The sequence below is a fragment of the Faecalispora anaeroviscerum genome, from assembly GCF_947568225.1.
In the GTDB taxonomy this organism is placed as follows: Bacteria; Bacillota; Clostridia; order Oscillospirales; family Acutalibacteraceae; genus Faecalispora; species Faecalispora anaeroviscerum.
In genome coordinates, this window is the sequence record NZ_CANOOQ010000001.1 from 1897737 (window position 1) to 1924297 (window position 26561).

The 26561-nt window shown below is 51.0% G+C and carries 31 protein-coding genes; 7 read left to right on the forward strand and 24 right to left on the reverse strand.

All coding sequences use genetic code 11. The features are described 5' to 3' along the window. Positions 1–6 precede the first annotated feature (6 nt). Genes rimI through polA form a run of 3 tightly spaced genes read right to left on the reverse strand, consistent with a single transcriptional unit; the run spans position 7 to position 3525 of the window. Positions 7–468: a ribosomal protein S18-alanine N-acetyltransferase gene (gene rimI, locus QOS46_RS09420; protein ID WP_283609175.1), complete on the reverse strand. Its 462-nt coding sequence runs from the start codon at positions 466–468 to the stop codon at positions 7–9. A gap of 1 nt (position 469) precedes the next feature. Then, positions 470–895 carry an arsenate reductase/protein-tyrosine-phosphatase family protein gene (locus QOS46_RS09425; RefSeq protein WP_283609176.1) on the reverse strand — a complete coding sequence of 142 codons (426 nt, stop codon included), beginning with the start codon at positions 893–895 and terminating at the stop codon, positions 470–472. Between the two features lie 47 nt (positions 896–942). After that, entirely contained in the window at positions 943–3525 is a 2583-nt protein-coding gene (polA, locus tag QOS46_RS09430; protein ID WP_283609178.1) for a DNA polymerase I, read from the reverse strand. 305 nt (positions 3526–3830) lie between these two features. Here polA and dusB point away from each other — a divergent pair, with 305 nt between their 5' ends. Then, positions 3831–4832, forward strand: coding sequence for a tRNA dihydrouridine synthase DusB (dusB, locus tag QOS46_RS09435; protein WP_283609180.1), 1002 nt, complete (start codon positions 3831–3833; stop codon positions 4830–4832). 207 nt (positions 4833–5039) lie between these two features. Here dusB and QOS46_RS09440 read toward each other — a convergent pair whose 3' ends face one another. Genes QOS46_RS09440 through QOS46_RS09485 form a run of 10 tightly spaced genes read right to left on the reverse strand, consistent with a single transcriptional unit; the run spans position 5040 to position 11652 of the window. Further along, positions 5040–5255: a phage holin family protein gene (locus tag QOS46_RS09440; RefSeq protein WP_283609181.1), complete on the reverse strand. Its 216-nt coding sequence runs from the start codon at positions 5253–5255 to the stop codon at positions 5040–5042. Positions 5256–5290: 35 nt separating this feature from the next. Beyond that, positions 5291–6166 (reverse strand): glycoside hydrolase family 25 protein, encoded by an 876-nt coding sequence (locus tag QOS46_RS09445; protein ID WP_283609182.1) that lies wholly within the window; start codon positions 6164–6166, stop codon positions 5291–5293. Continuing rightward, positions 6159–6314, reverse strand: a complete 156-nt coding sequence (locus QOS46_RS09450) for a hypothetical protein (RefSeq protein WP_283609184.1) — start codon at positions 6312–6314, stop codon at positions 6159–6161. The genes QOS46_RS09445 and QOS46_RS09450 overlap by 8 nt, the downstream gene beginning before the upstream one ends. After that, on the reverse strand, positions 6314–6634 hold the full coding sequence (locus QOS46_RS09455; RefSeq protein ID WP_283609186.1) for a hypothetical protein: 321 nt from the start codon (positions 6632–6634) through the stop codon (positions 6314–6316). Before QOS46_RS09455 ends, QOS46_RS09450 begins: the two co-directional genes overlap by 1 nt. Positions 6635–6665: 31 nt before the next feature. Next, positions 6666–8456 carry a hypothetical protein gene (locus QOS46_RS09460; protein ID WP_283609188.1) on the reverse strand — a complete coding sequence of 597 codons (1791 nt, stop codon included), beginning with the start codon at positions 8454–8456 and terminating at the stop codon, positions 6666–6668. After that, positions 8449–9012, reverse strand: a complete 564-nt coding sequence (locus tag QOS46_RS09465) for a putative phage tail protein (RefSeq protein ID WP_283609190.1) — start codon at positions 9010–9012, stop codon at positions 8449–8451. Before QOS46_RS09465 ends, QOS46_RS09460 begins: the two co-directional genes overlap by 8 nt. Continuing rightward, on the reverse strand, positions 9012–10091 hold the full coding sequence (locus QOS46_RS09470; protein ID WP_283609191.1) for a baseplate J/gp47 family protein: 1080 nt from the start codon (positions 10089–10091) through the stop codon (positions 9012–9014). The genes QOS46_RS09465 and QOS46_RS09470 overlap by 1 nt, the downstream gene beginning before the upstream one ends. Further along, entirely contained in the window at positions 10084–10473 is a 390-nt protein-coding gene (locus QOS46_RS09475) for a DUF2634 domain-containing protein (protein WP_283609193.1), read from the reverse strand. Before QOS46_RS09475 ends, QOS46_RS09470 begins: the two co-directional genes overlap by 8 nt. Further along, positions 10470–10709 (reverse strand): hypothetical protein, encoded by a 240-nt coding sequence (locus QOS46_RS09480; RefSeq protein WP_283609195.1) that lies wholly within the window; start codon positions 10707–10709, stop codon positions 10470–10472. Before QOS46_RS09480 ends, QOS46_RS09475 begins: the two co-directional genes overlap by 4 nt. 4 nt (positions 10710–10713) lie before the next feature. Next, positions 10714–11652 (reverse strand): XkdQ/YqbQ family protein, encoded by a 939-nt coding sequence (locus QOS46_RS09485; protein ID WP_283609196.1) that lies wholly within the window; start codon positions 11650–11652, stop codon positions 10714–10716. A 56-nt stretch (positions 11653–11708) separates the two neighbouring features. On the opposite strand from QOS46_RS09485, the gene QOS46_RS09490 reads away from it, so the two are divergent. Next, on the forward strand, positions 11709–11978 hold the full coding sequence (locus tag QOS46_RS09490; RefSeq protein WP_283609198.1) for a hypothetical protein: 270 nt from the start codon (positions 11709–11711) through the stop codon (positions 11976–11978). On the opposite strand, the gene QOS46_RS09495 is transcribed toward QOS46_RS09490, so the two are convergent. From QOS46_RS09495 to QOS46_RS09520, 6 genes are all read right to left on the reverse strand, one after another. After that, on the reverse strand, positions 11979–12737 hold the full coding sequence (locus QOS46_RS09495; protein WP_283609200.1) for a hypothetical protein: 759 nt from the start codon (positions 12735–12737) through the stop codon (positions 11979–11981). Then, complete coding sequence (locus tag QOS46_RS09500; RefSeq protein WP_283609201.1) at positions 12734–14164, reverse strand: hypothetical protein; 1431 nt, start codon at positions 14162–14164, stop codon at positions 12734–12736. The genes QOS46_RS09495 and QOS46_RS09500 overlap by 4 nt, the downstream gene beginning before the upstream one ends. A gap of 292 nt (positions 14165–14456) precedes the next feature. Beyond that, positions 14457–14846 (reverse strand): phage tail assembly chaperone, encoded by a 390-nt coding sequence (locus QOS46_RS09505; protein WP_283609203.1) that lies wholly within the window; start codon positions 14844–14846, stop codon positions 14457–14459. Between the two features lie 12 nt (positions 14847–14858). Further along, entirely contained in the window at positions 14859–15299 is a 441-nt protein-coding gene (locus QOS46_RS09510) for a phage tail tube protein (RefSeq protein ID WP_283609205.1), read from the reverse strand. Positions 15300–15312: 13 nt separating this feature from the next. Next, the gene (locus QOS46_RS09515) at positions 15313–16578 is read right to left on the reverse strand and encodes a phage tail sheath subtilisin-like domain-containing protein (protein WP_283609207.1); all 1266 of its coding nucleotides are present in this window, start codon (positions 16576–16578) and stop codon (positions 15313–15315) included. Positions 16579–16592: 14 nt separating this feature from the next. Then, on the reverse strand, positions 16593–17072 hold the full coding sequence (locus QOS46_RS09520; RefSeq protein ID WP_283609209.1) for a phage tail terminator family protein: 480 nt from the start codon (positions 17070–17072) through the stop codon (positions 16593–16595). A 144-nt stretch (positions 17073–17216) separates the two neighbouring features. Between QOS46_RS09520 and QOS46_RS09525 the strand changes: the two genes are divergently transcribed. Next, positions 17217–17522, forward strand: a complete 306-nt coding sequence (locus tag QOS46_RS09525) for a hypothetical protein (protein ID WP_283609210.1) — start codon at positions 17217–17219, stop codon at positions 17520–17522. A gap of 339 nt (positions 17523–17861) precedes the next feature. Next, positions 17862–18065: a hypothetical protein gene (locus QOS46_RS09530; protein ID WP_283609211.1), complete on the forward strand. Its 204-nt coding sequence runs from the start codon at positions 17862–17864 to the stop codon at positions 18063–18065. A 391-nt stretch (positions 18066–18456) separates the two neighbouring features. Here QOS46_RS09530 and QOS46_RS09535 read toward each other — a convergent pair whose 3' ends face one another. Then, a complete protein-coding gene (locus tag QOS46_RS09535) occupies positions 18457–19632 on the reverse strand; it encodes a hypothetical protein (RefSeq protein WP_283609212.1) in 1176 nt (391 codons plus the stop codon). A 133-nt stretch (positions 19633–19765) separates the two neighbouring features. On the opposite strand from QOS46_RS09535, the gene QOS46_RS09540 reads away from it, so the two are divergent. Further along, entirely contained in the window at positions 19766–20020 is a 255-nt protein-coding gene (locus QOS46_RS09540) for a Smr/MutS family protein (protein WP_283609214.1), read from the forward strand. A gap of 45 nt (positions 20021–20065) precedes the next feature. Here QOS46_RS09540 and QOS46_RS09545 read toward each other — a convergent pair whose 3' ends face one another. Both QOS46_RS09545 and yfbR read right to left on the reverse strand, forming a co-directional pair. Beyond that, positions 20066–21136: an LCP family protein gene (locus QOS46_RS09545; protein WP_283609217.1), complete on the reverse strand. Its 1071-nt coding sequence runs from the start codon at positions 21134–21136 to the stop codon at positions 20066–20068. A gap of 130 nt (positions 21137–21266) precedes the next feature. Next, complete coding sequence (gene yfbR, locus QOS46_RS09550; RefSeq protein WP_283609219.1) at positions 21267–21884, reverse strand: 5'-deoxynucleotidase; 618 nt, start codon at positions 21882–21884, stop codon at positions 21267–21269. A gap of 358 nt (positions 21885–22242) precedes the next feature. Between yfbR and QOS46_RS09555 the strand changes: the two genes are divergently transcribed. Then, positions 22243–24684, forward strand: coding sequence for a YfhO family protein (locus tag QOS46_RS09555; RefSeq protein WP_283609221.1), 2442 nt, complete (start codon positions 22243–22245; stop codon positions 24682–24684). Beyond that, complete coding sequence (locus QOS46_RS09560) at positions 24684–25625, forward strand: glycosyltransferase family 2 protein (RefSeq protein WP_283609223.1); 942 nt, start codon at positions 24684–24686, stop codon at positions 25623–25625. The genes QOS46_RS09555 and QOS46_RS09560 overlap by 1 nt, the downstream gene beginning before the upstream one ends. A 102-nt stretch (positions 25626–25727) precedes the next feature. On the opposite strand, the gene QOS46_RS09565 is transcribed toward QOS46_RS09560, so the two are convergent. Both QOS46_RS09565 and QOS46_RS09570 read right to left on the reverse strand, forming a co-directional pair. Next, a complete protein-coding gene (locus QOS46_RS09565) occupies positions 25728–26096 on the reverse strand; it encodes a P-II family nitrogen regulator (RefSeq protein WP_283609225.1) in 369 nt (122 codons plus the stop codon). Further along, the gene (locus tag QOS46_RS09570) at positions 26074–26463 is read right to left on the reverse strand and encodes a hypothetical protein (RefSeq protein WP_283609227.1); all 390 of its coding nucleotides are present in this window, start codon (positions 26461–26463) and stop codon (positions 26074–26076) included. Before QOS46_RS09570 ends, QOS46_RS09565 begins: the two co-directional genes overlap by 23 nt. Positions 26464–26561 lie beyond the last annotated feature (98 nt).

Sequence of the window (26561 nt, forward strand, 5' to 3'; positions counted from 1 at the left end):
CTTCTTTCAGCAAAAGGTCTTAGTGAGAATCAGGCCATCCTCTTTCGGTTGCTCATACAGGCCCCGGCGCAGGCCGATTTCCTCAAATCCGCAGCCCCGGTATAAATCAATCGCACCCTGATTAGATAATCGCACCTCTAGTGATAAAGACGCTGCGCCGCGTTCGACGGCTGCCCGCTCCAGCGCCTGCATCAACAGCCGCCCGGCCCCGTGCCGCCGGAATCTGGGGTCAACCGCAACATTGGTGACATACGCTTCTTCCAGAACACAGTGCATTCCCGCGTAGCCAATCGTTTTACCACCGCATTCCGCTGCCAGGAAGCAGGCGGTCGGCTCCAGGAGTTCTGTTGCAAGGCCCTCGCGCGACCAAGGCTGAGAAAAGCAGAGCTGCTCCAACTCGGCCAGCGCGTCCAGATGCTGTTCCTGCATGGGGACAATGTGAATTTCAACTGTTTTATCCTGCTCCATCTCAGTACCCCAGCTCCTGTAACAGTTCCTCAAGCGCCTTCTGAATCTGGTCGCGGCTGGCGCGGTAAATCGCAAGGCTCCCGCCGAACGGGTCGCCCACACCGCCGCCCAGTACCTTAATTTTCTCCTGCGGTACCCCGGCTGATTGAAGTACCCCGGCGTGGCTCTGCATCATCACAACAAACAGATCGGCAGATTGCAGCATTTCCCTCGTGAGGGTTTTAGAGCGGTGGACGGAAAGGTCGACCCCCAGTTCGAGGCAGGCAACCACCGCATTTTCTGCCGCAGGCTCGCCTGCATTTGCGAACAGCCCGGCACTGTCGCAGGTGATATCCGTAATGCCGCGCTCAGCCAGCAGCTGATCAAATAACCCCTTGGCCATGGGACTGCGGCAAGTATTGCCCGTACAGATAAATAGCATTTTCATATGCATTCCTCTTTCTTCCCTACCGTCGCCGGGAGCTGAATGTTTCATTATTCCTTTGCGTCATACCATGTGTTGCCAATTTTGGCCTCCGCCAGCATCGGCACGGAAAGCGAAACCGCATTTTGCATTTCTTCTGTGAGCAGCTTCGCCGCAGCCTCGGCCTCTTCCTCCGGTGCTTCGACGATCAGCTCATCGTGCACCTGCAAAATGAGCTGCGCCTGCATTTTTTCACGGGTCAGTCGTTCCGCCACACGAATCATCGCGATTTTAATAATATCCGCCGCGGTGCCCTGAATCGGCATGTTCATCGCAACACGCTCACCAAAGGAACGCAGATTAAAGTTGCTGCTGGTCAGCTCCGGCAGGTAGCGCCGGCGGCCGAAAAGCGTTTCGGCATAACCGCGCTCCTTGGCCAGCTCTACCACACGGTTCATATATCGCTGCACGCCGTCGTAGTGAGCCTGATACGCCTTGATATAATCATCCGCCTCTTTGCGGGTAACGCCGATGTTCTTTGACAGCGAAAACGCGCCGATGCCATACACGATGCCGAAGTTGACCGCCTTGGCGCGGCTGCGCATCATCGGTGTGACCATCTCCTCCGGCATTCGGAACACCTGAGCGGCGGTGATGCGGTGAATATCCGCGTTTTCGCGGAACGCCTCGATCATATTTTTATCGTCAGCCACATGGGCCAGCACCCGCAGCTCAATCTGCGAGTAGTCGGCGTCCACCAGCACCCACCCGGGCCGGGCAATAAAAAAGCGGCGCAGCTCGCGGCCCTGCTCGGTGCGCACGGGAATATTCTGTAGATTCGGCTCCGTGGAGCTGATGCGCCCCGTGCGCGTTTCGGTCTGGTTAAAGCTCGAGTGAATCCGCCCGTCCGGCCCGATCACCTTCAGCAGCCCGTCGCAATAGGTGGATTTGAGCTTCGTCAGCCCGCGGTATTCCAAAATCATTTCTACCGCAGGATGGTCATAGCGCAGGCTTTCCAGAACCTCCACGTTGGTGGAGTAGCCGCTTTTTGTTTTTTTACCCGTGTGGAGCCCCAGCTTTTCAAACAATGCCTGCCCAAGCTGTTTTGGGGAATTCAGATTGAATTCATAGCCGACCTGTTCATAGATGCGGCTCTGGATTTCGTCGATGCGGATTTGCAGGCCCTTGCCATATTCCTCAATACCGGCTGCATCCACCGCAACACCGGCGGTTTCCATGCGGGCTAGTACACTGGCAAGTGGCAGCTCAATGTTTCTTAGCAGATCAAGCTGACCATTTTTTTCAATTTCGGCTGTGAGGCGATCAACCAGAGCGGGAAGAAGCGCCGCACGGGCCGCATCCGGGTACTCCCCGTTCGCGTTCGGCACCAGTACCTCGTATTCCGCCGCGAGCCGCTCCACCCCGTAATCTGACGACGTTGGGTTCAGCAGATAGGCCGCGAGCAGAGTATCCATGCCGAGGTTTTTAACTTCCAGCCCCAGGCGCTCCAGCGCGGCAAAAAACGGCTTGCTGTTGTGAATGTTCTTTACGATCTTCGCGTTGCCGCACAGCGCGCGCAAAAACGCTTTGTCAGGTTTGAGAACCGACACCGTACCGTCTATGGGCAAGAGCAGAGAAGAAATCTCGTTGCCGTCGTACACAGCTGTCAGATCCGCGCGGCCCCGCTCCTGCAGAGGGATCAGCAACCCCGCGCCGTCGACCAACACTTTGACCGGCAAAGCCTCTGCCGCTTCACTCCGCTCGGGGGTATCCTTTGCCGGAGCGTCCAGCCCCAGCTTTGGAATCAGCGAAAACAGCTCCAAGCGAGCCATCAGGCGAGCCGCAGCCGCTTTGTCGCCCGGCTGCGGGCGGTAGCTTTCGAGCTTCGTGTCGATGGGTACCTCCGTACAGATGGTACCCAGCTTATGGCTGAGGTAAGCGCTGTCCTTTCCCTCGCGCAGGCGCTTGCGCATTCCTTCTTTGATTTCGATGGTATCGAGATTCTGGTAGATATTGTCGATGTCGTGAAAGCTGCGGATCAGTTCGCCCGCGCCCTTGGGGCCGATGCCCGCCACGCCGGGAATATTGTCGGAGCTGTCTCCCTGAAGCGCTTTGATCTCGATCATCTGCGGCGGCTCCACGCCATATTCCTCGCGGATTTTCTCGGTGTCGTACACCGTTACCTGCGGCTGGCCGAACTTGGTCGCGGCAAGGCGTACGGTCACGCCGTCGCCCACCAGCTGCAGGCTGTCTCGGTCTCCCGTGGCAATCACACATTCCGCGCCTTGCTGGCGGCTGGCCTTGGCCAGTGTTCCCAAGATGTCGTCGGCCTCAAAGCCTGCCTGCTCCACCAAGGGGTAGCCGAGCAGCTCCAGCAGTTCCTTTAACACCGGCATCTGCTCCGCCAGCTCTTCAGGCATCCCCTTGCGCTGAGCTTTGTATCCGTCGTATTCCAGGTGCCGAAACGTTGGCTCCCTGCGGTCAAACGCAATCGCAACCGCATCCGGCTGCGTTTCGTCAGATATTTTCTTGAGCATCGTCAAAAAGCCGTAGATGGCATTCGTAAAATGGCCGTCCTTGGTGGTCAGCAGCTTAATCCCGTAAAACGCGCGGTTCAGGATACTGTTTCCGTCAAGCACCAGTAATTTCATCATTTTTCTCCATTCCTCCGCTCCACAAGGAGCGGGCTTGGTGTATTTGAAAAAGGCTCTGCCTTTGTTTACTCTAATTCTTAAGTTATTATATCATAAATCATCAAACAGGCTTATGAGCATTCCACACGCAGTTCCGGAATCGCATCGCTGATGATTCAATGCTCTCTCAGGCGTCGAAAGCTTTGCTTTCGCTCATGCCGTGAGGTTATTATAACATCTTCCAATGAAAAAATTAAGTGCTTTTCGTTCCGGATTGTGGTATATTATGAAAGCATCATTACTTTTTATTGAAAGGATTTTTCTACTTGAAACTGGGTTCTTTTCAAATTGAAAGCCGCGCCGCGCTCGCACCCATGGCGGGGATTACCGACGCATCGTTCCGCCAGCTGTGTGTGGATTTCGGAGCCGGGTATGTCGTGACTGAAATGGTGAGCGCGCAAGGCCTGACGTATAAAAATTATAAAACAAACCAGCTGATGAAGCTGTCTGATACAGAGCGCCCCGCTGCGATTCAGCTGTTCGGGGACGAACCGGATTACCTGGCGCGCGGCGCGGAGATCGCGATGAACTTTTCTCCCGACGCCATCGACATCAACATGGGGTGCCCCGCGCCGAAGGTATGCGGCACCAGCGGCCGAGGCCACGGCAGCGGCAGCGCGCTGATGAAGGAGCCGGAGCTTTGCGGAAAAATCGTAGCGGCGGTAAAGGCTGCGGTCAACGTGCCGGTAACGGTAAAAATCCGCAAGGGATGGGATAAAAACAGCGTCAACGCCGTAGAAGTAGCGCAGATCTGCGAAGCGGCGGGTGCAGACGCAATTGCCATACACGGGCGAACCCGCGAGCAAATGTACCAGCCCAGCGCGGACTGGGAGAGTATTGCCGCGGTCAAGCAGGCTGTTAAAATTCCCGTAATCGGCAACGGCGATGTAACCGATGCCAAAAGCGCCGCACAAATGCTCGAACAAACCGGCTGTGACATGGTGATGATCGGACGTGCAGCCTTAGGGAATCCATGGATTTTTCACGAGGTTCACGCCTACCTTACAACAGGAATCCTCCTGCCGCCGCCTACCTTAAATGAGCGGCTTCTTGTAATGCTGCGTCATGTGCGTACTATGTGCGAGGACAAAGGGGAAGACCGCGCCATGCGTGAAGCCCGCAAGCACACCGGCTGGTACCTCAAGGGTCTGCCCAACGCGGCAGCCTTTCGCCGTGAGGCTGGGCAGCTGACGGTTTTTCATGACCTCGAGCTGCTGGCGCAAAAGGTGCTTTCCGCAACAGCGGGGGAAATCCCCCGCGCTTTGTAAAGACGCTTTCTATCGTTTTTCAGTGATATTTAATGAAGCAACACGGAAGCTAATCAATCGAAATTCACTTTATGCCAGAGCGCATCAAGCACCACTGCTATTAACAGCAAAAAGCCCCCAATCGCAGGTCTGCCCTGCAATTGGAGGCTTTGCTTTTATGATCCATTTCTCGCGGCGGTATTTCTGCATTCGGATGCCGTCTAAACACTACTCGGTTTTGTTTTCCCCCGCCGTCTGCCCGTCAACATACCCTTCACCGGCGATATAAGCAACAACAGCGCCCAGCGACAAAATGACGCCGCTGACCTGCTGCGTGGTATTCGCGTCTGTTCCGAACAGCGCCAGCACACCCACCACAAAAGCGGCCACGGCCAGCCAGAATTTACGAGATGTCAGCTTCTGCGCCCAATTGATTTTACTCATGAAGAACCCTCTTTCTGCCAGGTAAGATTGGATTTTCAGCCCACATTAAAATTGCATTGCACTGTCTGTCCACCCGACGTAACCATAATATGTCCATGCCTTACCACAGGTTCCGGCGGCAGACCCTGCACATCAATAAGCCAGCCGCGCCCTTTGGGGTCGGAACGAGGCTCCGACACAGCAATCACGTCGCGGCCAACCGTGGTTACCGTGGGCTTTTCCCGGCAGCGTGCCAACACGGTGTATTTCGCTCCAGATGCCAGGTTTTTGCTCGAGGTGTCCAGACTCAGGCCGGAGCTACTTGGAACGGCATTCGCAGAAAAATTCCGATAACAATAATTGAGGTCAACGCGCCCGCCAATGCCCGGCATACTGCCGTCGCTGGTGTACTGCCATATGTCATATTTTCCGGGGTAGGTGACCTTGTCGTTATATTGTGCCAGCCAGAACGTGTATTTAGAAAGCTGCGCCATATCGAGCCGGTTGACCACCCAATCCTTGTTGGCGTATACCCCCGCAACATACCCGGCGGCGCTGAACCGTTCACAAAAAAGCAAACAGATGGCTGTTGCCATCTGTTTGCTGATGCCGCCGCGCTTTGCTTTGTAGCCATCAGCGTCTTCCATATCGATATAGACCGGGTAGGTGGGGTTTAGGCCTTTCATCAGCCGCATAGCGTGCGCGGCTTCGCTCTCGGCCTCGGCAGTGGACATTGCGTAGCTGTAAAGATACGCGCCCCATGGGATTCCCAGCCGATTGCATTCAGCCACATTTCGCGCCCACTGCTCATCATCCTGACTCACCATATCGCTGCCATACCCGCAGCGCAGAATGGCAAAATCAATATTGCCCTTGAGCTTGTCCCAATCCACGCATCCGTTGGCGTTGCTGACGTCGATACCGTTAAGCAATGCTTGTCTCTCCCATTGCGAGCTGCAGCTCGGCGTATTCCTCTTGTGTGATACGATTAAACGTCAAAAACACATCCATTTTGTTTTGCACATCATCGCGGTTATAATTTCCACTGTCGATGATCCTTTTCAGGAGTTTGTATGTCATTAGATTTCACCTACCTTTACTCCATTTTCGAGCAGCGTCAATCTGTAATCCAGATCGAGCGCCGCAAGGTCAGAATCCGATTGTGCTTGATGTAATGCCACATTTTCTGCTTGCTGGCTCTTGATGATCTGTGCAAGTTGCTCCGCTGGTTTTGCCCGCTGGGTGTAATAGGTGAGCTGCTTGTCCGCACTGACCGCACCAACATACACAGTGTATAGGTCAAGGTCAAAGTCAATGTCGCTGGTGCAATAATCGCCGGATTCAGGCTGAGTATCAGACTTGGCATAAACCTCAGCCTGACTATCATATAGATAATACATTTTTAAACACCTCCTGTGGTTATACGTTGTGTTATACGTTGTATGGCATCAATATAGAACAGCCATTATTGGATATAAAATCTGGTAAATTGTAAGCGAAATCAAAATGATTTTGAGCATTTAACCAGAATATCTTACCAGTATAACCTGGCTTTCCAGACATAAAGATTCTTCTACCATCAAGTGAGATAGCTACTCCACTTACTCCAGCTCCAGTATATAGGTTATCATTTGTGTTTGCATAAACACTTTTTATGTCTGAATGTGAACATGTACAGGACATTACGTTTTTTGACCCATCATAATTTACAGCTATATGGGCATATGAACCATAATTGAATATGAATGATGCGCTCATGTATATAGCCGTAATATCGTTATCATCTACTAGTACATATACCCAAAGATCACCATAATTACCGCCTGAATTATTGGGATAAATCAAATAACATTTTTTGCTGTCTCCACTCCAAGCAATGCCCGGTGGTGTATAGGCTAACACAGGTATAGTAAGGCCATCAGCAGTCTGTTGTCTTGTAGCACTATTTTCCAATACAAAAGTTGTTCCATCAAATTTAAAAACACGGCATAGAAAGTACGTATTGGACTCAGTAGATATAACATGTAAGGTAACTACTCTTTTACCATCTGGACTAATGACACCAGAACCACCCGCACCATAAGCTGGATGTGTAATTTGTTGATTTATTTCCCCATATAGTCCGGTAGTTGTATTTAATTTATAAATAACAACCATTCCTAAGGTATTAGAATAAGCAACACAAATAGAGTTATCGTCAGATACAGATGTTACGCTAATAATATTTGAACTATTATGAGTTAGAGTCTGAACTAAAGAGAGAGTTGTTCCTATTCTTTTATAGTATCTTGAACCTATAAATACTTTTGACCCATCTTTACTTATTACTGTTCTTTCTCCAAGACTATCTGATGCACTAGGCGCCACACTTTCTAAACTTGCACCATTTTCTGTAATAGAAAACAGATTTTTCCCAGCTACAGCAATACTTCCTTTTTGACTTATATATTGCCACGCTGAGCCGTCCCAGCGTTTTGCTGTTTCAAGGTCAACCACACCATTGATTTTACTCATAACCCTCGGAAATGGGGCTTTAAGAGATCGCCCTGTTCCATTGACCTTAATATCTCTAGCGGTACTTGGTGTCCAAGGTTGATTTGAATATGCAGAGTGCATCATCCTGTCAGAAACATTTACCTTTGACCCGTCGGTAAGTCTATACCCGTTTTTAGAAAAACCGCCATAAGTCTTTTGAGTATCCAAAATACCATAATAACAATCTCCATCTGTTACTCTTGGAGCATCATCAATAATCAAAGGCAACTTGTTGTCATTAACTATCCATATGTGATTGGTGTTAACACCAATAGCATCAGCAGTTTGAATGGACAGCGGGAAGTCATAATCCTGAGAAATTGCACCTCCCGCGCCCTTAAAAAAAAGCTGCGTCCCGTCGTCGCTCAGTCTCACCCCCGTCACCCAACAACCCGCCTTGAACAGCTCGCCGGGCAGAGCCTCGCCGTTTTGTAGCACCGCGGTTACAGCGCTGCCGTTGACCGTCCATGTGTCGCCGTCAGCGAGGTCTGCCACGGCTAAAAAGGTGAGGTTTTTTGCGCCGGGGTCTACGGCAAGATTGTTGACCGTGCCGGTGCGGGTGTGGAGGGCGGTGGAGATATGGCTGTTCCCATCCTTCCCATGCGTATTGATATCGCTCAGCTTCTGATTGAACAGAGTGCGGGATACCCCTTCGGTTCCCTCAAATAATGTGGTAATGTCAGGCAATCCACTCGCCCCTTTCAAATTGTGTTAAGGTCAAATGCTTTTCGTCCAGCTGGTCAAAGGTGATCGATTGTCCGTCCAGCTCGTCCCAGGTTACATAGAGATAGGCAATATCCAGCAGCAGATTCGCCGGGATCATCTCATACGCCGTTTTGTAGAGCGGCTTTAGGTCGGCGATCCGGCTCTCTCCGCGGTAGCGGATTTGAATGACAGAATCCTTCACGGTTACAGTAACGCCAAGGCCCATGTATGCCTCTACCATTCCACGCAGCACAGTAGTATTGATCGGCGGCTTTGTCATCAGCTTGGCTTTCAGCGCGTCACGCCGCGCCTGCAAGGTGGAATTCAACGGAGAGGAAACGCCGAGCAGCTTCTCCCAGCGCTGTGCGCCCGCTTCGTCACAGGTGGATACGGATTTATTTTTCACCATCCGCCGCACCTGTTCCGATAAAACATCCATTTGAATGTTCACGACTCCGGCAATCGCGTCGATTTCCACGACGTCCTGTAGCTTGTCAATCAGGTAGGCTTTGTAATCGTTTTTGTGGTCGTAAAACATCAGCCGACCACCTCACTCACTGCGATTGCCCCGATTGTCGGCACTTGGAATGTAGTAAAGTTTTTGAGCAGGGAGAGGTTTGCACTGACGCCGTTCATAGTCACCGTACCAACGTCAACAATGCTTTCGTGCGCGTTCAGGATATTCGCGACCAGCTTTGCGTAAAACACCGTTTCAGCGGCAAAATCGATACTGCCAATGTAATCGGCGATTGCCCGCTCTACCGACGCTTTTACAAGCTCTAAGCTCACACCGCTTTTCAGGCGGATCTGTGCCGTAATATTTACCGGAAGATTGACCGAGGTTCCCACCGTTACGGTGTGGCCAATCGGCGCGATTCCGTCACCGTCTGTGCCCATTACGGCCTGTACCTGATCCACCAGTGTCTGCGTAGCGGTATTGCCCTGTTCATCGCCAATGATTAGCCCAACACGCCCGGCACCCATGGAGGGAGCTCCGAACACCTGAACCGCACCCACACCGTCAATGGCCAACGTTTTTTCTTTGTAATCCGCGATATTTCCGCCGTAGGGCTGCTGCCGCACAGCGACCTGAAACCGCGTACGCAGATCATCGTCGGTTTCCTGATCCCTCGCCGGAATCAGAGCGGGAGAGATCAGCTCCGCCGACGCAAGTCCATTGATGTTATCCACCGGCAAAATCGAACCGCCATAGGCGTTGCCCTGAATACCGGATTGATCACAGACTGCTTTGTACTGACCCACCGCGATTTTTTCGGTAACAGTAAAGGAGACATCCTGAACGGCAAAACGGCTGCCAATCGGAATATCCTTCGGCGCGCCGGAGCTGTCAAAGGTGTTGATCTGCCGTACTGCCTGCGTCGCCTGCTCGCGGTCAATGCCAAAATCCGACGTGACCCGCTCCAGCCATTCCTCCTGTGCCGTATCTGCAAACAGCAGGTCTGTCAAATACGCAATCATATAGGTTTGCTGAGCCAGCACAAATGCGGTGGGAGCGAGCGTATGGTAAATAATGCTCCCCTCGCGCTTGTCGATGTCATCGGGTACCCGGTCCAGCATCTGCTTTAGGATTGCTTCATACTCATATGGTTCAGCCAAGCGTTACACTCCTTTCTGTATCAAAATCTCCAAAGATTGTATTGACCGTAAAGCGCACGTTTGCGGCTTCCCGATCAAAGTCAATCGTAAAATCAGAGATTCCCGTAATCCGGTCGTCCTCGCCAAGTGCTTCTTCGATGCGCCGCCGCAAATCGGCCTTAACATAGTCTCGGTCCTGGCCAATCAAGTCGGCAAGCTCCACGCCGTAATCGTACGAAAAAATGTCGTAAAAAAAGCGCTCCGTAGAAAGCGCCAGGTCGGCTGCCTGCGCGGCGGCCTCCTTCCCATCGATCATCCCCTGCAGGCGAGTTTCGGACAACCTCCACGTTTTAGAGGGGTGAAAGCTGTCCGTATCGTCGCCATAGGTTTTCAGTACGCTCATCCAATCACCCCTATCACTGCAAATCGCTGGCCGCCATGCTTCTGAATCATGCTGACCCGCGCTCCGATGGTTACCGTCAGACCCTGCGGCACATCCACCATTTCGAGCGGAACCGCCAGAGGCCGATTGTCAATTTTCACGCTGGAGCCACCCCAGGTGCCGTAGATCAAGTCACACAAGACCTCATTTTGCAGGTATTCCTTAACGATGCTTTTAATTGCGGTATTTAAGTCCATCTCATCACCACACAAATTTTAATTCCAGATTCATGGTGTGTTTGTTGTGGCTAAAATTGTGCGTTACACTGTCCACAACCGTCCATAAATCCAGCCCGGCCTCGGCGATTTTCACCCGGATGCCGCTGCCGCCAAGTACCCGAGGGTCGCCCATGCAGTCAATCTTCAGGGTTTGTGTTTCCCGGTTTTTCAGCTGCAACAGTTGATGCGCGCGCGCCGCCAGCTGTGATTCATTCAAATCCGCACTCACCTTGTCCAGGAGAATCAGCTTGCCCCAGCTTTTGATATTGCCGGCATCCATGGCAACATAAGTGTTGCAAATTCCCGTTTTGCTGTCGTCCTTGGCAACCTTAATATAGTTGTAACTGTCCTCGTCGATGGAGCGCTCGTAATCAAAGCCGGTTGCCATTGAGCCGTCCCCAATCAAAATCGGCAGCCGCAGGTCTACAAAATCGCGCAGCTCAATCGCTCCGAAGTTGTCGCGCAAAACATACCAATGCCCATTCGTGCAAAGAGTTTCCTCAATGGATTTGTAAATCATATCCAGATGAGTCTGGTTGTTAAACCGGTACAGGGGCAGCTTTGCAATTGTGCTGTCAATCTGTCCAAGGCGTACCCTGTCGCCTATTGCCGCCGCTACTGTGTTCATAAACTCCGTTAGTGTGCTGAGCGGCCGAATGATGGTGTTTTTCGCTTTAAAATATCGCAGCTGGTCATAGCAGACACAGCTGAATTTTTTGGTATCCTGCTTGGTTGTAAACAGAAACCCGTAAAAAATATTTGCGCCGCCGTAAGTAAAAATAACCGTGCTGCCATTCGGGAACATCCCTGCTTTGGAGGCAGGGTAGTCAAACGTCAGCTGACCGGCCCCATTGTTCCAGGAGGATTGATACGTTACGTTCAGCGCAATGTCAGAAATATCGGTATTGTTGATTAATAGCATTGCATCACCCGCCATAAAATGGTAATCTTTAGTTAATTAAGAGGAGGCAATTAAAAATGATGATATCTAAAATTTTAAAAGCTCTTGGCATTATTGTCGTTGCTGCTGCAGCATATTTTGGAGCAGAATACGGAAGTTCGTCGGTTATCCCCAGCAATTTTTCCTTTAATTTAGCAGTCTGCATATGGGGTGCAGGTGCTATATCTGGGGCTGTCTTGTATGGTATTGGAGAAATCATAGATCAGTTGGGTTATACTAACTACATGCTGTCCCATAGCCTCACACCGTTACAAATTTCAGAAAATCAAACGAAGGAACAAAAATAATCAGTTATTTCTGCCAATGCCTTTATCTGCAAAAAATGAAAGCGCTTTGCCGACTGCACTAAGTGCACTTCTGACTCCGGAGTAAATTTCAGGAGCTTTTTGGGCAACAGAGTATGAATACTCTTCTCCGTCTTTCAATGTAGCAGGGTTTATAACTGGCTTTCCTGTACCTTTTACGGTAAGCCTGCCAACTCCGGCACCTTTTGACGCACTGCCGCCTCCACCAGATGCAGTGACGCCCGTGCCCGTTCCGCCACCTTTTTCCTCGTCTTTTTTCAATACATATGGCGTTGTCTTGCTGCCGAAAACCACCGTTTTCGGTATTTTCGGAGCTTTCCCGGACCGCTTAATATACGGAATATCCGTAGTTTTCATCCCCGCCGCTTTATACTCCGTCACTTTTACCGTCACGCTGTAAACGCCGGGGTATTCCTCTTTTTTGCTGTACCCGGTTAAATAGCCGGACATGGATTCACTCCGGTTGTCCGAAACAAAAATAAAGCGACTGGGGTCTTTGGTGGCGAGCAGCACCTCAAACGCCGTAAAAACCTTACTGGCGGCAGACCAGTTGGCCAGCCTGCTCAGATTCTTTTCCGTCATTTCACATTCAATTGTCCACGTATGCAGCTTGCGGGACTCCGGCACCGGGAAGAAGCCCTGCCCGATACCGTCATAAGAGGTGATTTCCCGTTCGCTGTCGTCGTCCACACTTTTGATCCCGTAAAGCAGAATACCGCCCAGATTTACATAATAGGTCATGCATACACCCCCGCTGGCTGCAGCTGTTGATTCTGGTAGATCATATCTCCCAGGCTGGAATTGATTTCATTGAGGTCTGCCGTCTGGCTGACATTCTGGTTCTGGATGATGACCTGCGGTGTAAACTGTTGCATTCGGAACACCGCCATGGCCTTCTGCGCAGCCAGATCAAACTGATACCGCAGCACTTCTTTTTGAATTTCCACCTCACCGGTCACCGCAATCGGGGCAGTATTGGTAACCTCTGCTTGAACCTTCTGATTCATTGCATCAAATGTCTGCGTTTTGGAATTAGCCATCTCTTTTTGGGCTGTAGCGTGTGCCTGATCCAAATCTGCAAAGGTCCCGCCTTTGGAATCTTCCGGAAACAGCTGATCCATCAGCTTCAGTGCTCCGATCCCGGCACCGGCGCCAACAAGAGCAGAAATAACTCCAACAATATTCCCTGAAGCCGCGCCCGTTGCAAGTTTCATAATTATAGTTATAATCGTGGCTGTCTTCATGGCCATCTGATAGGCGGCCAGCGCAACCACAACCGCTTTCAAAACAAAAATTAGTGTGTTACTGTTGTCCGCCACCCATTGCATCGCGTAGCCGAGCATCTGCATTCCGTTGCCGACCGCGTTAAAAAACCAGTCAAAGCCGCCGGAGACCAGCTGATCGTTGAGCTGCTGGAGTAGGATAGCCAACCCTTGCACCACCGAGCTGGACTGATCACCCATGGCATACTGCATGTTCTCACCAAATTTAGCGGCCTGCGTCTGCAAAGAGAGAAAATTTTTGTCCACCGTTTCCTGGGTAGCGCCAAAGTTATTAAACACACCGTCAAGGTAGTCAATCGCCCCGGCCATATCTCCGCTGTCGGTAAAGCCCTTTACTGTATTCTCATCTACCCCGGCAATGTGATAGTTATCCCGGATTCCGGAGGCATCTCCCGACAACAGCGCCTGTACGGAAGAAACCGCACTGTCGGGATCCTGAGAGGGGTCCCGCGCGTACAGGCGTTCGGCCAGTCCGTACAGTCTGGTTAGTTCGTCCATATCGTGTGTATATGGCAAAAAGGCTTTTGTAGCACTAATCGTTGTTTCAGCACCTAATATGGATTTCTGCGCACCGTAAGCTTCAGCGTAATTGTACACGGCGGAACCGGCTGCTTCGCTGCCCAGCATTGATTGAAGCGAAATTTTCTGCACCTGTTGATTCGCTCCATTTTTTACACCGCTGACCATCAAATCAAGCGCTTTTTTCCCCAGCTTGGCTTTTGAAATCGTATCAGAAATTTTTTGATTGATTTTGCCAATCCCATTGGAAGCGTCGTTCGAAACGCTCTTGATGTTTGTCAGGCCACTTTTAAACTCCTGTGTTGCATTTGCGGCCAGCTTCTGGTATTGACGATACTTTTTGGAGGTTTGCAAAATCTTCTCCATATCGGCAGAGTATTTCTCTGCCAGTTTTAAAAGATCATCTAAGTTATTTGCGATAGGGATCACCCCTTTTCCGTTGTGGTGCATATAAAAATCAGTTGAAATGAATGGAGCCAAAAACGGCGGATCAAATCCGCCGCTTATTTTCCCCGCATCTCATTGTTTACAATCAGATCGCTGGCAATGATCAGCGCGCGCTCCTGTACCGAAAGCTCCATAAAAGCGTGCGGAAGAATATTGTGATTTTGCAGGGCGAGATGGGCATAGAAAAAAAAGCCGTCCTCACCCCGCTGAATCAGTTTTTTGCTTCTTCCACCTTTTTGCTGAAGTCGACCGTCACATCCGCATGCTCGTTGTAAATGCTGAGCAGCGCGCCGATCTCACCAGCGGTGAACATCGCTTTGAGTGCATCGGTGGGGTTTAAAATTTTGCGGCCTTCCCGCTCAGAAAGAGCGTCCAGCAAATCCGCGCTGCGCAGATTCGGGCGCACCAGACTCGCGGCAATGGTGGGGTAAAGCGCCTCCAGTCCCTTAAGACTTTTGGTCTGTACCTCGGCCGACATCTGCGCCATCTCATCCGCTGTCAGCACGCGCATCTCAAATTCCGCGTCTCCAAAGCTGTTGAGTCGAAATGTTACATTTGGCTTGCGGTCGGGGTGTAAAAACTGCATCAGTGACTTGTCCATATCCGTGCCTCCTTATGCCAAATCAAAATCATTAAAGGTGAAGGTCGTTTCAATCGTCTGGGCATTGTCGCTGCTGTCGTCCAGCGCAATCAGTCCAATATTGGCAAGAACCACATCCGAAAGCGTCACGCCGATGCGGTCATATTGGGAGCCCGCGGAATCCGCGTAGAACTGCAGACTGATTTTGGGAGCCGAACCGCCGTTTTTGTAATTGCGCATCGCTTGAATAAAGGCGGGCGTGGTGTGGTAATAGGTCATATCGCCGCTACCCTTGAGTCCGCGCTGTGCGGCCTGCTCCATCGGGTCGTTCAGAAAACGCCTGTTTTCCACAATAGCCTCTAATTTCGCGCTGATTTTTGAAATTTTAAACGCCGAAACAATGGAGCCGTTGAGTCGGATGAAGGCTTCTCCGTCATGCCCTGAGAAAACGTCCTGCAATCTTGTTCTTGCCATGTTAAATCCCTCCTTACAGTGCGGTTACGGTGACGTAAATCTTGTCCACCGTATCCACTGCCTGAATGCCTACCACTACATTTACCGCATCACGCTCTGTGCCGGCTGCCACGGTAATATCGTCCGCAGAAAAATTCTCAATGTACCCCGGCGCAAAATAGCTTTGCGAGGTCATTTCAAATACCATCGCTTTAATCTGCGCGCGCCCTTCCACACTGTTGCGGATTTTCCCGATGCATCTGGTGTCGAGCAGCTTTTGCAAATCACCCTGATATTTCTGCAGGGTGCGCACAACCAGCCCTTTCCCAAAATCCTTCGGATGATCCTCGTCCACCACAGTCAGACTGGTGATGTCATACAAAACAGACGGGGAGCCATACAGCGGCACAAACAGCATTTCGCCGTTCTGCGTTCTGCGGATCTGCTGATCCGGGGTCAAATGCGGCTGTACGTCCGTCCAGCCGGTGATTCCCCTGTGGTAGGTCAGGCTGTTTTCCACCCCGGCCTGCGCAATCAAGCCGGCCAGTGTCGCGCAGGATTCCGCGGGTGTCAGCTCATAATCAGCCGTTACACCACCGGTGGAGCTGCACACATAAATGTTTTCGCAGTTCGGCTGCACCCCGGTCACCACGCCCTGCACATAGGATTTACTCCGGTTCTGTTCCTTCACAAAAGAAACCACATCCGCCGCACGGGCTGAATCTGTGCTGCAAATCACGTTGTACTCCCGCTTTTCCAGCTCGGTGAAAAATCCGGTGTAATCGCTTTCTGTCGTGCCGTCGCTGCCGCCGGCCAGCTTTACCGTTGCCGCCGTAAGTGCTCCGGTACCGGAGAGTGCCACATAATACGGCGAAAAATCCGCCGCAGTGGAAATAACCTGCGAATCCACCTCCTGTGTGCCAAGATAGGTCTTAACAAGCCATTTTGTACCGCTGGATGCAATCACAACGGAAAGGTCATTTCCGCGTGTACCGGGGAAAATTGCTTCTGCGGTGACCCCGGAGGAAATCTCCGCGAAAGCCTTTCCGCCTGCGGCGTTCAGTCGATACAAAATCAACTGCTTTGCCCCGTTCATGACTTCGCGCACCAGCTTCAGTGCGGCCGCCGAGGTTTTATAGCCCAAAGAATAAAGCGTATTGTCGCCTGCGTTGATAACGGTAACCTGATCACCCCAACTAAGAGGCAAGGCCATCGCCACAACTCCGGTAACGCTCAGATTGGCATCGCGGGCGCCGGATTTTAGCTCAATGTTTGTGCCAGGCAAGATTTTTGTAATCAATCTTCTTCAGCTCCTTATGGTGTTATATTTTGGACTGCGCGCCCAATGATCGGGTCATCAGGCACGTCAGTTTCCCATACTTTTATAGTGCCGGTCACATGGGCCAGCCCATCTGTGATGTCGGAATGTTTGGAGAAGCACCGGAATACTCCAATCTCGCTTTCCAGTCGGTCCAAATTCTGTTCAAGCAAAAATATGGCGTTTTGCAGTTCCCGGCAGTCAGAGCCGTCGGCCGGAACGTATGTGATTTTTAGCCCGAATTCATATTCCGTCGTCAGCTTCAGCCGTTTTTGATTTGTGATGGAACAGTAGTCGATAAACAGAGCCGGAGCATTCACCGTTTGCTGTGAACCAATATAGATCGTGGCGTTCGGGAACAAAGCGGCGGTAAACTGTGCCGCAGCCAGCATCAGGTGATCCGAAACAGTGAAAGTGCCGTTCTCAATCGTGATACGCAGTGAATGCGGAATCGTAATATTTTCAAGCAGTTGCATAATCATCCTCCGTTTTATAGAATAAATTGTGTATACACATTTACCTAATCACAACATGTTGATAATCCGGTTGAAATTGTTGAAACATTTCTGTTCCCAACCGCATATCTTATAAATTAAATTGAAAGAAATGTGGTGGCGAAAATGAATGGAACTTACCGAATTTCTATGCGTACTCCAATCGGCCTGCAAAATGGAGTGATTTCCTTTATAGACGAAGGCATAGCAATAAGCGGCTCGATTCGCGCAATGGGAAATACCAGTTACTTTAAAAACGGAAAAGCAAGCGGAAATTCGTTCGAATTCTCCGGGATTTTAAACACCGGTCTTCTTTATTTAAGATATACCGCAAAAGGCATTGTGAACGGAAATAAACTGAAAGCAACGGTAGCAACAAGCTACGGTACCTTTCAAATTTTTGGAACACAAATCTCTCTCCCGATTCAATGATAGGAAACCTGTATCTAATACCTCACACAAACGGGGAGAATCTTTCCCTATTGAGAGAAAGTAAATCTTTTATTTTAAAAAAATGTTCGCCCATCTTTTACTCCTCTCTTGAGATGCCTTTCTATTTCACATAACCGAAACCGTTAAAACAGACCCTTATCAGTTTACAGAAGTTCCGTCCAATCAATCTGCGATCAGTGGGCGAGGCCGTAACAAGGTAATATCTGTAATATCGATTTCTCATTTGTTTTGTCTTACTTAACATGCTTCTGGATAGAAAAAAACAAAAGCGTGAAAGCTAAGATTGCAAACAAAGCAATGGAAAGGAGGCATTCATCAATGGAGTATACCGTTAAAGAAACAGCCATTTTATATTCGTCTTTGCAAGCCAACAAAGACCAATGGATGGAACATCTGCAGCATCCATATAATGTGGAAGATATTAATAAAGCCGGAGAAGAAATCAGAACCATCGGGCCGCTCATTGAGAAAGTGAAAACGGATTTTCTCTCTCTTGGCGGCGATCCCTCTGCGCTTCAATAACGCTTTTCAAAATACTGCGCCTCTGTGCCACCTTTGGGTCTTCGATTCAAGGGTGGCTTTTTCCGTCCAGAGCATTTTCAAATCAGCGCCTCTATCCACTCTCTATGATGTTAGATAAATGGGGGGCTTCCCTTCCTAATGAAATGCAGCAGCCGTTCTGAGATTGTCCGCCGTGAAAGGCTATCTTTTTCTTGCAATATAAAAAGGTGCGTGTTAGGATCTAATTTGTAACTGAAACAAAAAAATCCCCCATTCCGGCAGAAGCCGGAACAGAGGAATTATAAATACGTAATGAATAAGCCTGAACAATAAGGGGCTGAAAAAACGGTTGACGGGCCAGAGATTCCCGTGTTCTCTGACTCGTCTGCAACTGAAATGAGCCCGCGTTACCTTAATAAAGCACAATGGTGTCGCCCTGAACGGCGCACCTGCATTCAAAGCTCTGCTGCTGCTGCGTTTCCAGATCGAAAATGGAGTAAAAAACGAACGAATCCGTTTCGTCACTGATCACATATTCCGCTACCAGAAAGCGGTCCTCCACACAGGCGACGAACTGGCCAAGCTCTTTGCTGTACTGACTGCTTACCGAAGAATTGAACACACCCAGAATTTCATAGGTATCGTCATGCTCCGTCACACGGTAAATCCGGGCAGGGCATGGCTCGATGAAAAACGAGGCCGGTTCCTCCCCTTCTTTTAGATTCAGCTCCGCCGCAACGGTTTTTTTACCGCCGGCCTTCTCCACCGCGCAGATGCGCTGGTCGCTGTTGGGGTAGTATTTCGCCCGGAAATACAGGCTGTGTTCATCCTGCCCCACATAACGCACCAAACCCTGCGTACTGGCGCTGAGCAGCAGCTCCAACGGCAGATGGGTCTCGTCCGCCTTAACGGCAACGACAAAATCCAGCAGCGGGCAAAGCCACACATTATCACAAATTTCGTCCCCCAGCCATCGCCGATTACGGTAGCATTTTTCTTTTTCCTCATCACTGCCGTAGGGCTCCAGAACCAGAAGCATCCGCTCACCGGCCACATCAAATGGAACCAGCTTTTCGGCGGAAAGATTGCAGATCCGCTTATCCCTCACATAATAATAGCGCCCTTCCTCCAGATCATACAGGTAAGCAATCCGCTCAAAGCCAGACGCCTTTTTGTATTCCTCAAACAAGTGCCGATGACGCTCGTTCTCTTCCGTATAGAAAATCACACGGCTCTCATCCAGCGCCTGGCAGCCGGCAAAGCTGCCTACAAAACGCAGCTCCTCCGAATTTTTCTCCTGTCCTGTCTGTTTGTCGAACCGCAAAAGGCGCGCAGAGCTCTCTCCGCTTTCCATCACGACAATGATGTCGCCGGGAAAAGAAAAAAAGTGCAGAACCACAGACGGGTCGCCTAAAAAGCAATTGGCAACAACCCGTTCGGTCTTGGTATTCCTGTCATATTCCAGCAGGAAGAGGCTGTAATGCCCCTCTTCCGCTTTTTCTTCAGCGTAATAGACCGTCGATCCGCTGATTTCGATCAGTTTCACGCGGCTGTCAGTGACCTTGTTGCGAATATCCACAACCGTCATAGAATTCCCCCGCTTTCCCGCCGGATACGGCCTGCCCGTCCGGCCTGATAGACTGTTAGTAAATTATATCATAAACCCCGCTTTTTTGCATTCCCCGCACGGGAATTTTCCAAAATGGAAAGGAGAAGCCGTTATGCTGATGAACCAAAAAGGAAGCATCCTGACCGTAGACATTCATGGACTCAATTCAAACGATGCCAAGCGTCAGCTGGAGCAGCTGCTCTCCCGCACCGGAAAAGACGTACATGAGGTCGTGGTAATTCACGGATACAGCCACGGACAGGCACTGAAAAACATGGTGCGATTCCAGCTAAAGCACCCGCGGATTCAAAGCAAACTCATTTCTCTGAATGAAGGCCAAACACGCCTTTTGCTGAAAGAGCGGTAAAAAGCCTTGGGCCTATGAACTGGCCCAAGGCTTTTTCAATCAAACTCACTGGCTTTCAAAAGAAGATTCCTGAGAGGAATCCGACGACCCAAGGTGTTCCTCGTAAATGAACTCCACCAAATTCTTGTGATTTTTTTCAAAATCAGCAATCAAAGAGGAACCCACACCCGGAATATTTTGATCATCAAAAGCCCCGTCCACAGGAATTCGGTTCTGGCTGGTGGGGTAATTGAGATACGTCAGCGAATTTGCTGCAAGTGACAAAATCTCGTTCTTCGTCATGTTGGTGGACACAAGCGGGAGTACATCATACAAAATCCCATTGATTGTACCCAGATCGGACGATTTGAATTTGTCGATAATGGCCTGGAGCACCTTGCGCTGGCGCAGCGTACGCTCATAATCGTTGCCAATGTCGCGAATGCGGGAATAATAATGCGCCTGCCGTCCCGTCATATGCTGCATACCGCCGGTCAGCCGTTTAGAGGAAGATTCGCCGGAATACGTATTAATCAGCTTCGCTTCCGCGTTGGTAATCTCGAGCGTAACGCCGTCCAAGCGGTCAATGATTTTATTGAAGGAATCATTGCTGATCAGCACATAGCGGTCAATATCAACACCAAAGCTGTTTTCAATGGTCTGCACCGTCAGCGACGGCCCACCGAGAGAATACGCCACCGTCAGCTTATTGGCCTGGTGACCGGGGATAGAAACGTACATGTCGCGCATAAAAGACGTCATTTTCAGCTTTTCGTGCCGGCGATCCAAAGATACCATCAGCATGCTGTCGCTGCGGCCCTTGTCGTTTTCCTGGTAATCATCCACACCCATCAGCAGCACATTCAGGATTTTATCATCATGATACAGCCCGTTGACGACGTACTGGGAATCCCCCATATTATCGAAAGACGTAACTCCCGAATTGTTTGCAGTTGAGGACTGCGCGGGATCCTCCTGAAACTGTATCCGCCCCAGCAGATGATCCGCATAAACCAGCGTTCCGCCCACCGTAATCAAAACAAGGCTGACGACCAAAATTGCCACATTCAAAATCACAGCCTTTTTTCCTTTTGTTGAAGCGGGCCTGCGACCCTTCATCGGCTTTTTCTTTTTCACAACATCATCCCTTCTTCGGTGGCTCAGCCAGATCAAATGCTTGCCGGCACCGCAGTTCTCCCTTATGTGTTATCTTGTTCTGTTTTATCCTTTTTATGTCCTTCCGCTCAGGCAGGGTTTGTCCTTATTTTCACTCCGAATTGTTCGGCTCGGAATCTTGCTCCGGTAAGTCCTGCTCATCCAGAGTCAACTCATAAGACGGCAGAAATTCTGTCAGGAAGCATTCCGCCTCCGGTAAGCCCATCGCCAGAATCGCCTCCCGTTGCGTCTGCTCTGCCCGGCGGAACTCAGCGTTTCCCATGCCGCGCTCCTCCACGCATTTAATCAAAGCGGAAATTTTGTCCGCCGCCTTGACCAGCGGATAAAGCTCTTTGTCGCCCGGCTCACTTTCACAAATCAGTGGCTCATATGTCTCCTGAAGATCCTTCGGAAGTAAGGCCAGAAGGCGCTGCTGCGCCATCTCTTCCACCCGGCGGTAGGCTTGCCGGATTTCGGGATTGTCGTATTTCACCGGTGTAGGCAAATCCCCGGTTAAAATCTCGGTGACATCATGGAACATGGCCAACACGGCGGCCCGCTCAGGGTTTACGCTGCCGCCGAAGCGGGTATTGCGCAAAAGCGCAAGAGCATGGGCAATCACTGCAACATCCAGACTATGCTCGCAAATGTTCTCGCTTCTGGTATTACGCATCAGGCCCCATCGGTTAATGTATTTCATGCGCGACAGCATCGCATAAAAATGATACATTCCCATTCCCCCCAGCCGCTGAATGCGACAGATTTCGCATCAAAACAACTACGAAAGTTTTTCTATTACGGGCGCCAAGCGCCGCCGTAATCTTCTTTATCAATGAAAGGATTACTATAAGAAACGTCCAGCGTTTATTATATCAGAGAAAATCGCCAGATACAACAAATCGAAATTATTTTACAATTGGCATGATTTCCTCTTCATTCAGGGGAATTCCTATGTTATAATAATCTCACGCTACAAACGCGCGGGCCGCCCGCCGCGTTTTGCCTCCGGTTTGCGTACTGTCGCCACACCGCAGTCTCTTGATGGATAGGCAGACGCTTATTTTTTTTGCACAAAGGAGTGGACGGTTTTGAACCTGCTTTCCGGAACGGTGAAAAACAAAAACGTACTCTTGAAAGCATTTTTGTATAGTCTGGGTCTTGCCACGCTGATTTTTCTGCCCTTTCAGCTGGTAGACAGCGGCTATTTTTTATTTTATGGTGATTTTAACGTTCAGCAGATTCCGTTCTACCGCATGTGTCACGACGCGATTCGCAGCGGCAACTGGCAGTGGAGCTGGACGACCGACCTGGGCGCCAACTTCATCGGCTCCTATTCCTTTTACCTGTTGGGCAGCCCGTTTTTTTGGCTGACGATCCCGTTTCCCAGCAATGCGGTGCCATACCTGATGGGTCCGCTCCTGGTACTAAAATTTGCCTGCTCCGGCTGCACTGGCTGCCTGTACCTCAGGCGCTATGTCCGCGACCCCGAGTTTGCCGTGGCCGGCGGAATGCTGTACGCGTTTTCAGGCTTTTCCGTCTACAATATTTTCTTCAATCACTTTCACGAAGCAATCATCGTGTTCCCCCTGCTGCTGTGGGCAATGGATGAATACATGTACCACCGGCGGCGCGGCGTATTCGCGGTGATGGTATTTGCGTGCTGCTTTGTGAATTATTATTTTTTTGTCGGGCAGGTCGTGTTCTGCATTCTGTACTGGCTGGTAAGGGCCTTCTGCGGCAGCTGGAAGTTCACCGCGCAGGATTTTCTGCTTCTGCTCTTGGAATCGGTGCTGGGCGTCGCAATGGCCAGCGCGCTGCTGGTTCCAACGATTATGGCGGTAATTCAAAATCCCCGCGTCAACAACCCGCCCGACGGCTGGAGCGCGTTGCTCTACGGCTGGAACCAGCGCTATATGCACATCCTGCAGTCGTTCTTCTTCCCGCCGGACATCCCGGCCCGGCCAAACTTCACCCCGAATTCCGAGGCAAAATGGGCTTCGCTCGGGGCATGGCTGCCGCTGTTCAGCATGACGGGTGTGTTCGCGTTTCTGCAAAGCCGCCGCCGTCATTGGCTGAAAAAGCTGTTAGGCATTCTGTTTGTAATGGCAATGGTGCCAATTTTGAATTCCGCGTTCCAGCTGTTTAACGCCTCCTATTACGCACGGTGGTTCTATATGCTGGTACTCATGATGTGTCTTGCTACGCTGATCGCCCTCGAGCGTGAAAGCAGTAACTGGCGCCGCGCTGTTCGCTGGGTTCTGGGAATCACACTTGGCATCGCTTTACCGATCGGCCTGATGCCGCAGTCAAAAACCAGCAACGGCACTACCACCCGCACCATCGGGCTTGAGGAATACCCCACCCGCTTCTGGGCCTATGTGGCGTTGGCCCTGCTCAGCCTTCTGCTCCTGTGCATCGTCCTAAAATACTGGCGGCGTGACAGAAAAGCGTTTCAGCGCCGGCTGTTTGCCGGAATTGCCGCGATTGCCTTTCTATATTCCGTCTTCTTTATCTCACTCGGGAAGACCCAGTCGGAGGACGTGCGCCGGCAGCTGATCCCCTACGCTCTCAACGGTGGCGCCGATCTTACCCTGCCCGATCTGCAGAACGTGCGCTCCGATTTTTACCACGCGATGGACAATCAGGCTATGTACTGGCAGATTCCCAGCATTCAGGCATTCCACAGCATTGTGCCCGGATCGATTATGGAGTTTTATCCAACCATCGGGGTTACGCGTGACGTTGGCTCCCGGCCGGATACGAAAACGTACGGGCTGCGGGCGCTCACCTCCTGCCGCTGGCTGTTCGACTATATCGGCGACGACAATTATTTTGGCGGTGAAAACCGGCAGAATCCTGAAATGCCGGGCTGGCACTATTATGGAACCCAAAACGGCTATGATGTTTGGGAAAACGAATACTATATTCCCATGGGATTCAGCTATGATTCTTATGTAACCCAGGAGCAGTACGACGAAACCTCAGAAGCAGATCGAGACCTTCTTTTACTGCACGCTCTGGTGCTCTCAGAGGAACAGATTAAAACGTATGGCTCTCTGCTGACGCAGCTGGATATCGCTGACCTAAATTTTAACCACGACGACTATTACGAGGCGTGTCAAGAGCGGCAAGCCAGTGCGGGCACGGAATTTTCTCACGACAATACCGGCTTTTCCCTGCACTATTCGGCAGAGAAGGAACGGCTGGTCTTTTTCAGTGTTCCGTATGAAGCGGGCTGGAGCGCAACAGTAAACGGGCAGCCGGTTACCGTTGAAAAGGTAAGCGTCGGTTTTATGGCAGTCAAGGTGCCTGCCGGGGAATCGGACATCCGCTTTGAATACCGCACCCCGGGCCTCATGGTGGGAATCGCTTTGTCCGGTGCGGCGCTGATTCTTTTTGTGCTGTATCACCGTCTGACCGTGCGCATGGACGGCCGCCGGCAGAAAAACCGCAAACACCGCGTATTCCGGGTCAAGCTCCCAGAGCGCAGCACGGCCACGGAAAGCGAAGCCGCGGAGGAGGAATTGTAATGTCTATTGTCTATTTTGTGATTCCCTGCTATAACGAGGAGCAGGTGCTCCCCGAAACTGTGAAACGCCTGACGGCAAAGCTCAGCAGCATGATCGAAAGCGGAATCGCTTCGCCTGAAAGCCGTATGCTGTTTGTGGATGACGGCAGCCGCGACAAAACATGGGAGCTCATCGAAGGCTATCATCGCGAGAATTCGCTGGTGGGCGGAGTCAAGCTGGCACACAACCGGGGGCACCAGAACGCTCTTTTAGCGGGCCTTATGACCGCAAGGCAATACTCCGACTGCGTTATCAGCCTCGATGCCGATCTGCAGGACGATATTGAGGTGCTCGACCAGTTCGTGCGCCAGTTTCAGGATGGCTGCGACGTAGTGTACGGCGTGCGAAGCAAGCGCGAAACTGATACCTTTTTTAAGCGCAGCACCGCGCTGGCCTTTTACCGGATGATGAAAACGCTGGGTGTCGACCTCGTTTACAACCATGCGGATTACCGCCTGATGAGCCGTCGGGCGCTGGATGCGCTCGCAGATTACCGAGAAACGAACCTCTTTCTGCGCGGCATTGTGCCTTTGATCGGCTTTCGCAGCGGCACCGTAACGTATGAGCGGCACGAACGTTTTGCGGGCGAATCGAAATACCCGCTCAAAAAGATGATCTCCTTTGCGCTCGACGGCATCACCTCGTTCAGCGTGAAGCCTCTGAAAATTATTGCAAACCTGGGGGTTTTGGTTTCTATTTTGAGCATTCTCGGCCTGCTGTACGCCCTCATCTCTTATTTTACCGGCAACGCTGTGGCGGGCTGGACGGCTATTGTCTGTTCCATCTGGCTTCTCGGGGGCATTCAGCTTCTGTGCATCGGCGTGCTGGGCGGTTATATCGGGAAAATCTACAACGAGGTCAAGGACAGACCCCGCTACTTAATTGAAGAAGAACTCCGCTGAGTTCGATAAATAAACCGACCCGTGTAATAACGGGTCGGTTTTTGTACTAGTGCGAAAAAAAGCTCTTTCCCTTTCGGGAAAGAGCTTTTTGCTTTATTCAGTTCAGGTACCTGTTTCACGAAGCTCCTGTGCGTGCAGCTCCCGCTCCATGTCGGCTACCGGCAGACCCATCGCATCCTCAACCGGAACCGCAACCGACATGCCGTGCGCCTCGGTGCAGAATCCGCAGTTCTGGCAGATGGCCCGCATGATGTCCTGTCTTTTCTCCCGCAGGGTTAAAATCAGAACAATTTCCTTTTCCGGGTGAATCGAGAACCCGAGGATCTTTTCGGCCTCGTGCATTCCCGCTCCGCGCGCTAACACAATGGTTCCTCCGGTGGCGCCGCCCAGCTTTGCCGCTTTCATCACCTGTTCCGAGTACCCGCGGTTGACAATGGTAATGATCAGATTATACTGGCTCGCAGCAATCACAGGAATTCCCCTTTCCTTTTTGAAACTCACCCGTCATAAGAGACAGAGTCTTCGACCCGCCTACACTGGAAATCGGGATTGTAAACGCAACGCCGCTGCCCGCTTTATCCAGCTGCATTTCATGCTGCAGCTTTTCCATCAGCGCCGGAACTTTCTCCGCCGGGGCAGAGCTGAGTACAATATCCTTTTCCGTTTCGCCGATCCCCAAATAATTCAGCAACTCTGAGCTGGCTGTGCCATGTCCCAGAAAGATATAGTTAAATGTTAAATTTTCAGAATTCAAAAGCTTTGATACCTTTTCCCCTTGATGGCGGTTTACAATCGCAACGATCAAAGAAAGCTGTTTCGACAAGGCTGCATCCAACATCCTTTCGTCCTCCCTTAACCCCGTCAGGGTTCTTTGCCAAAGCCGTACTCCGTAGCCCAAGGCAAGTATACTCCGCGCACGCTGTAAGCGGGGAACCC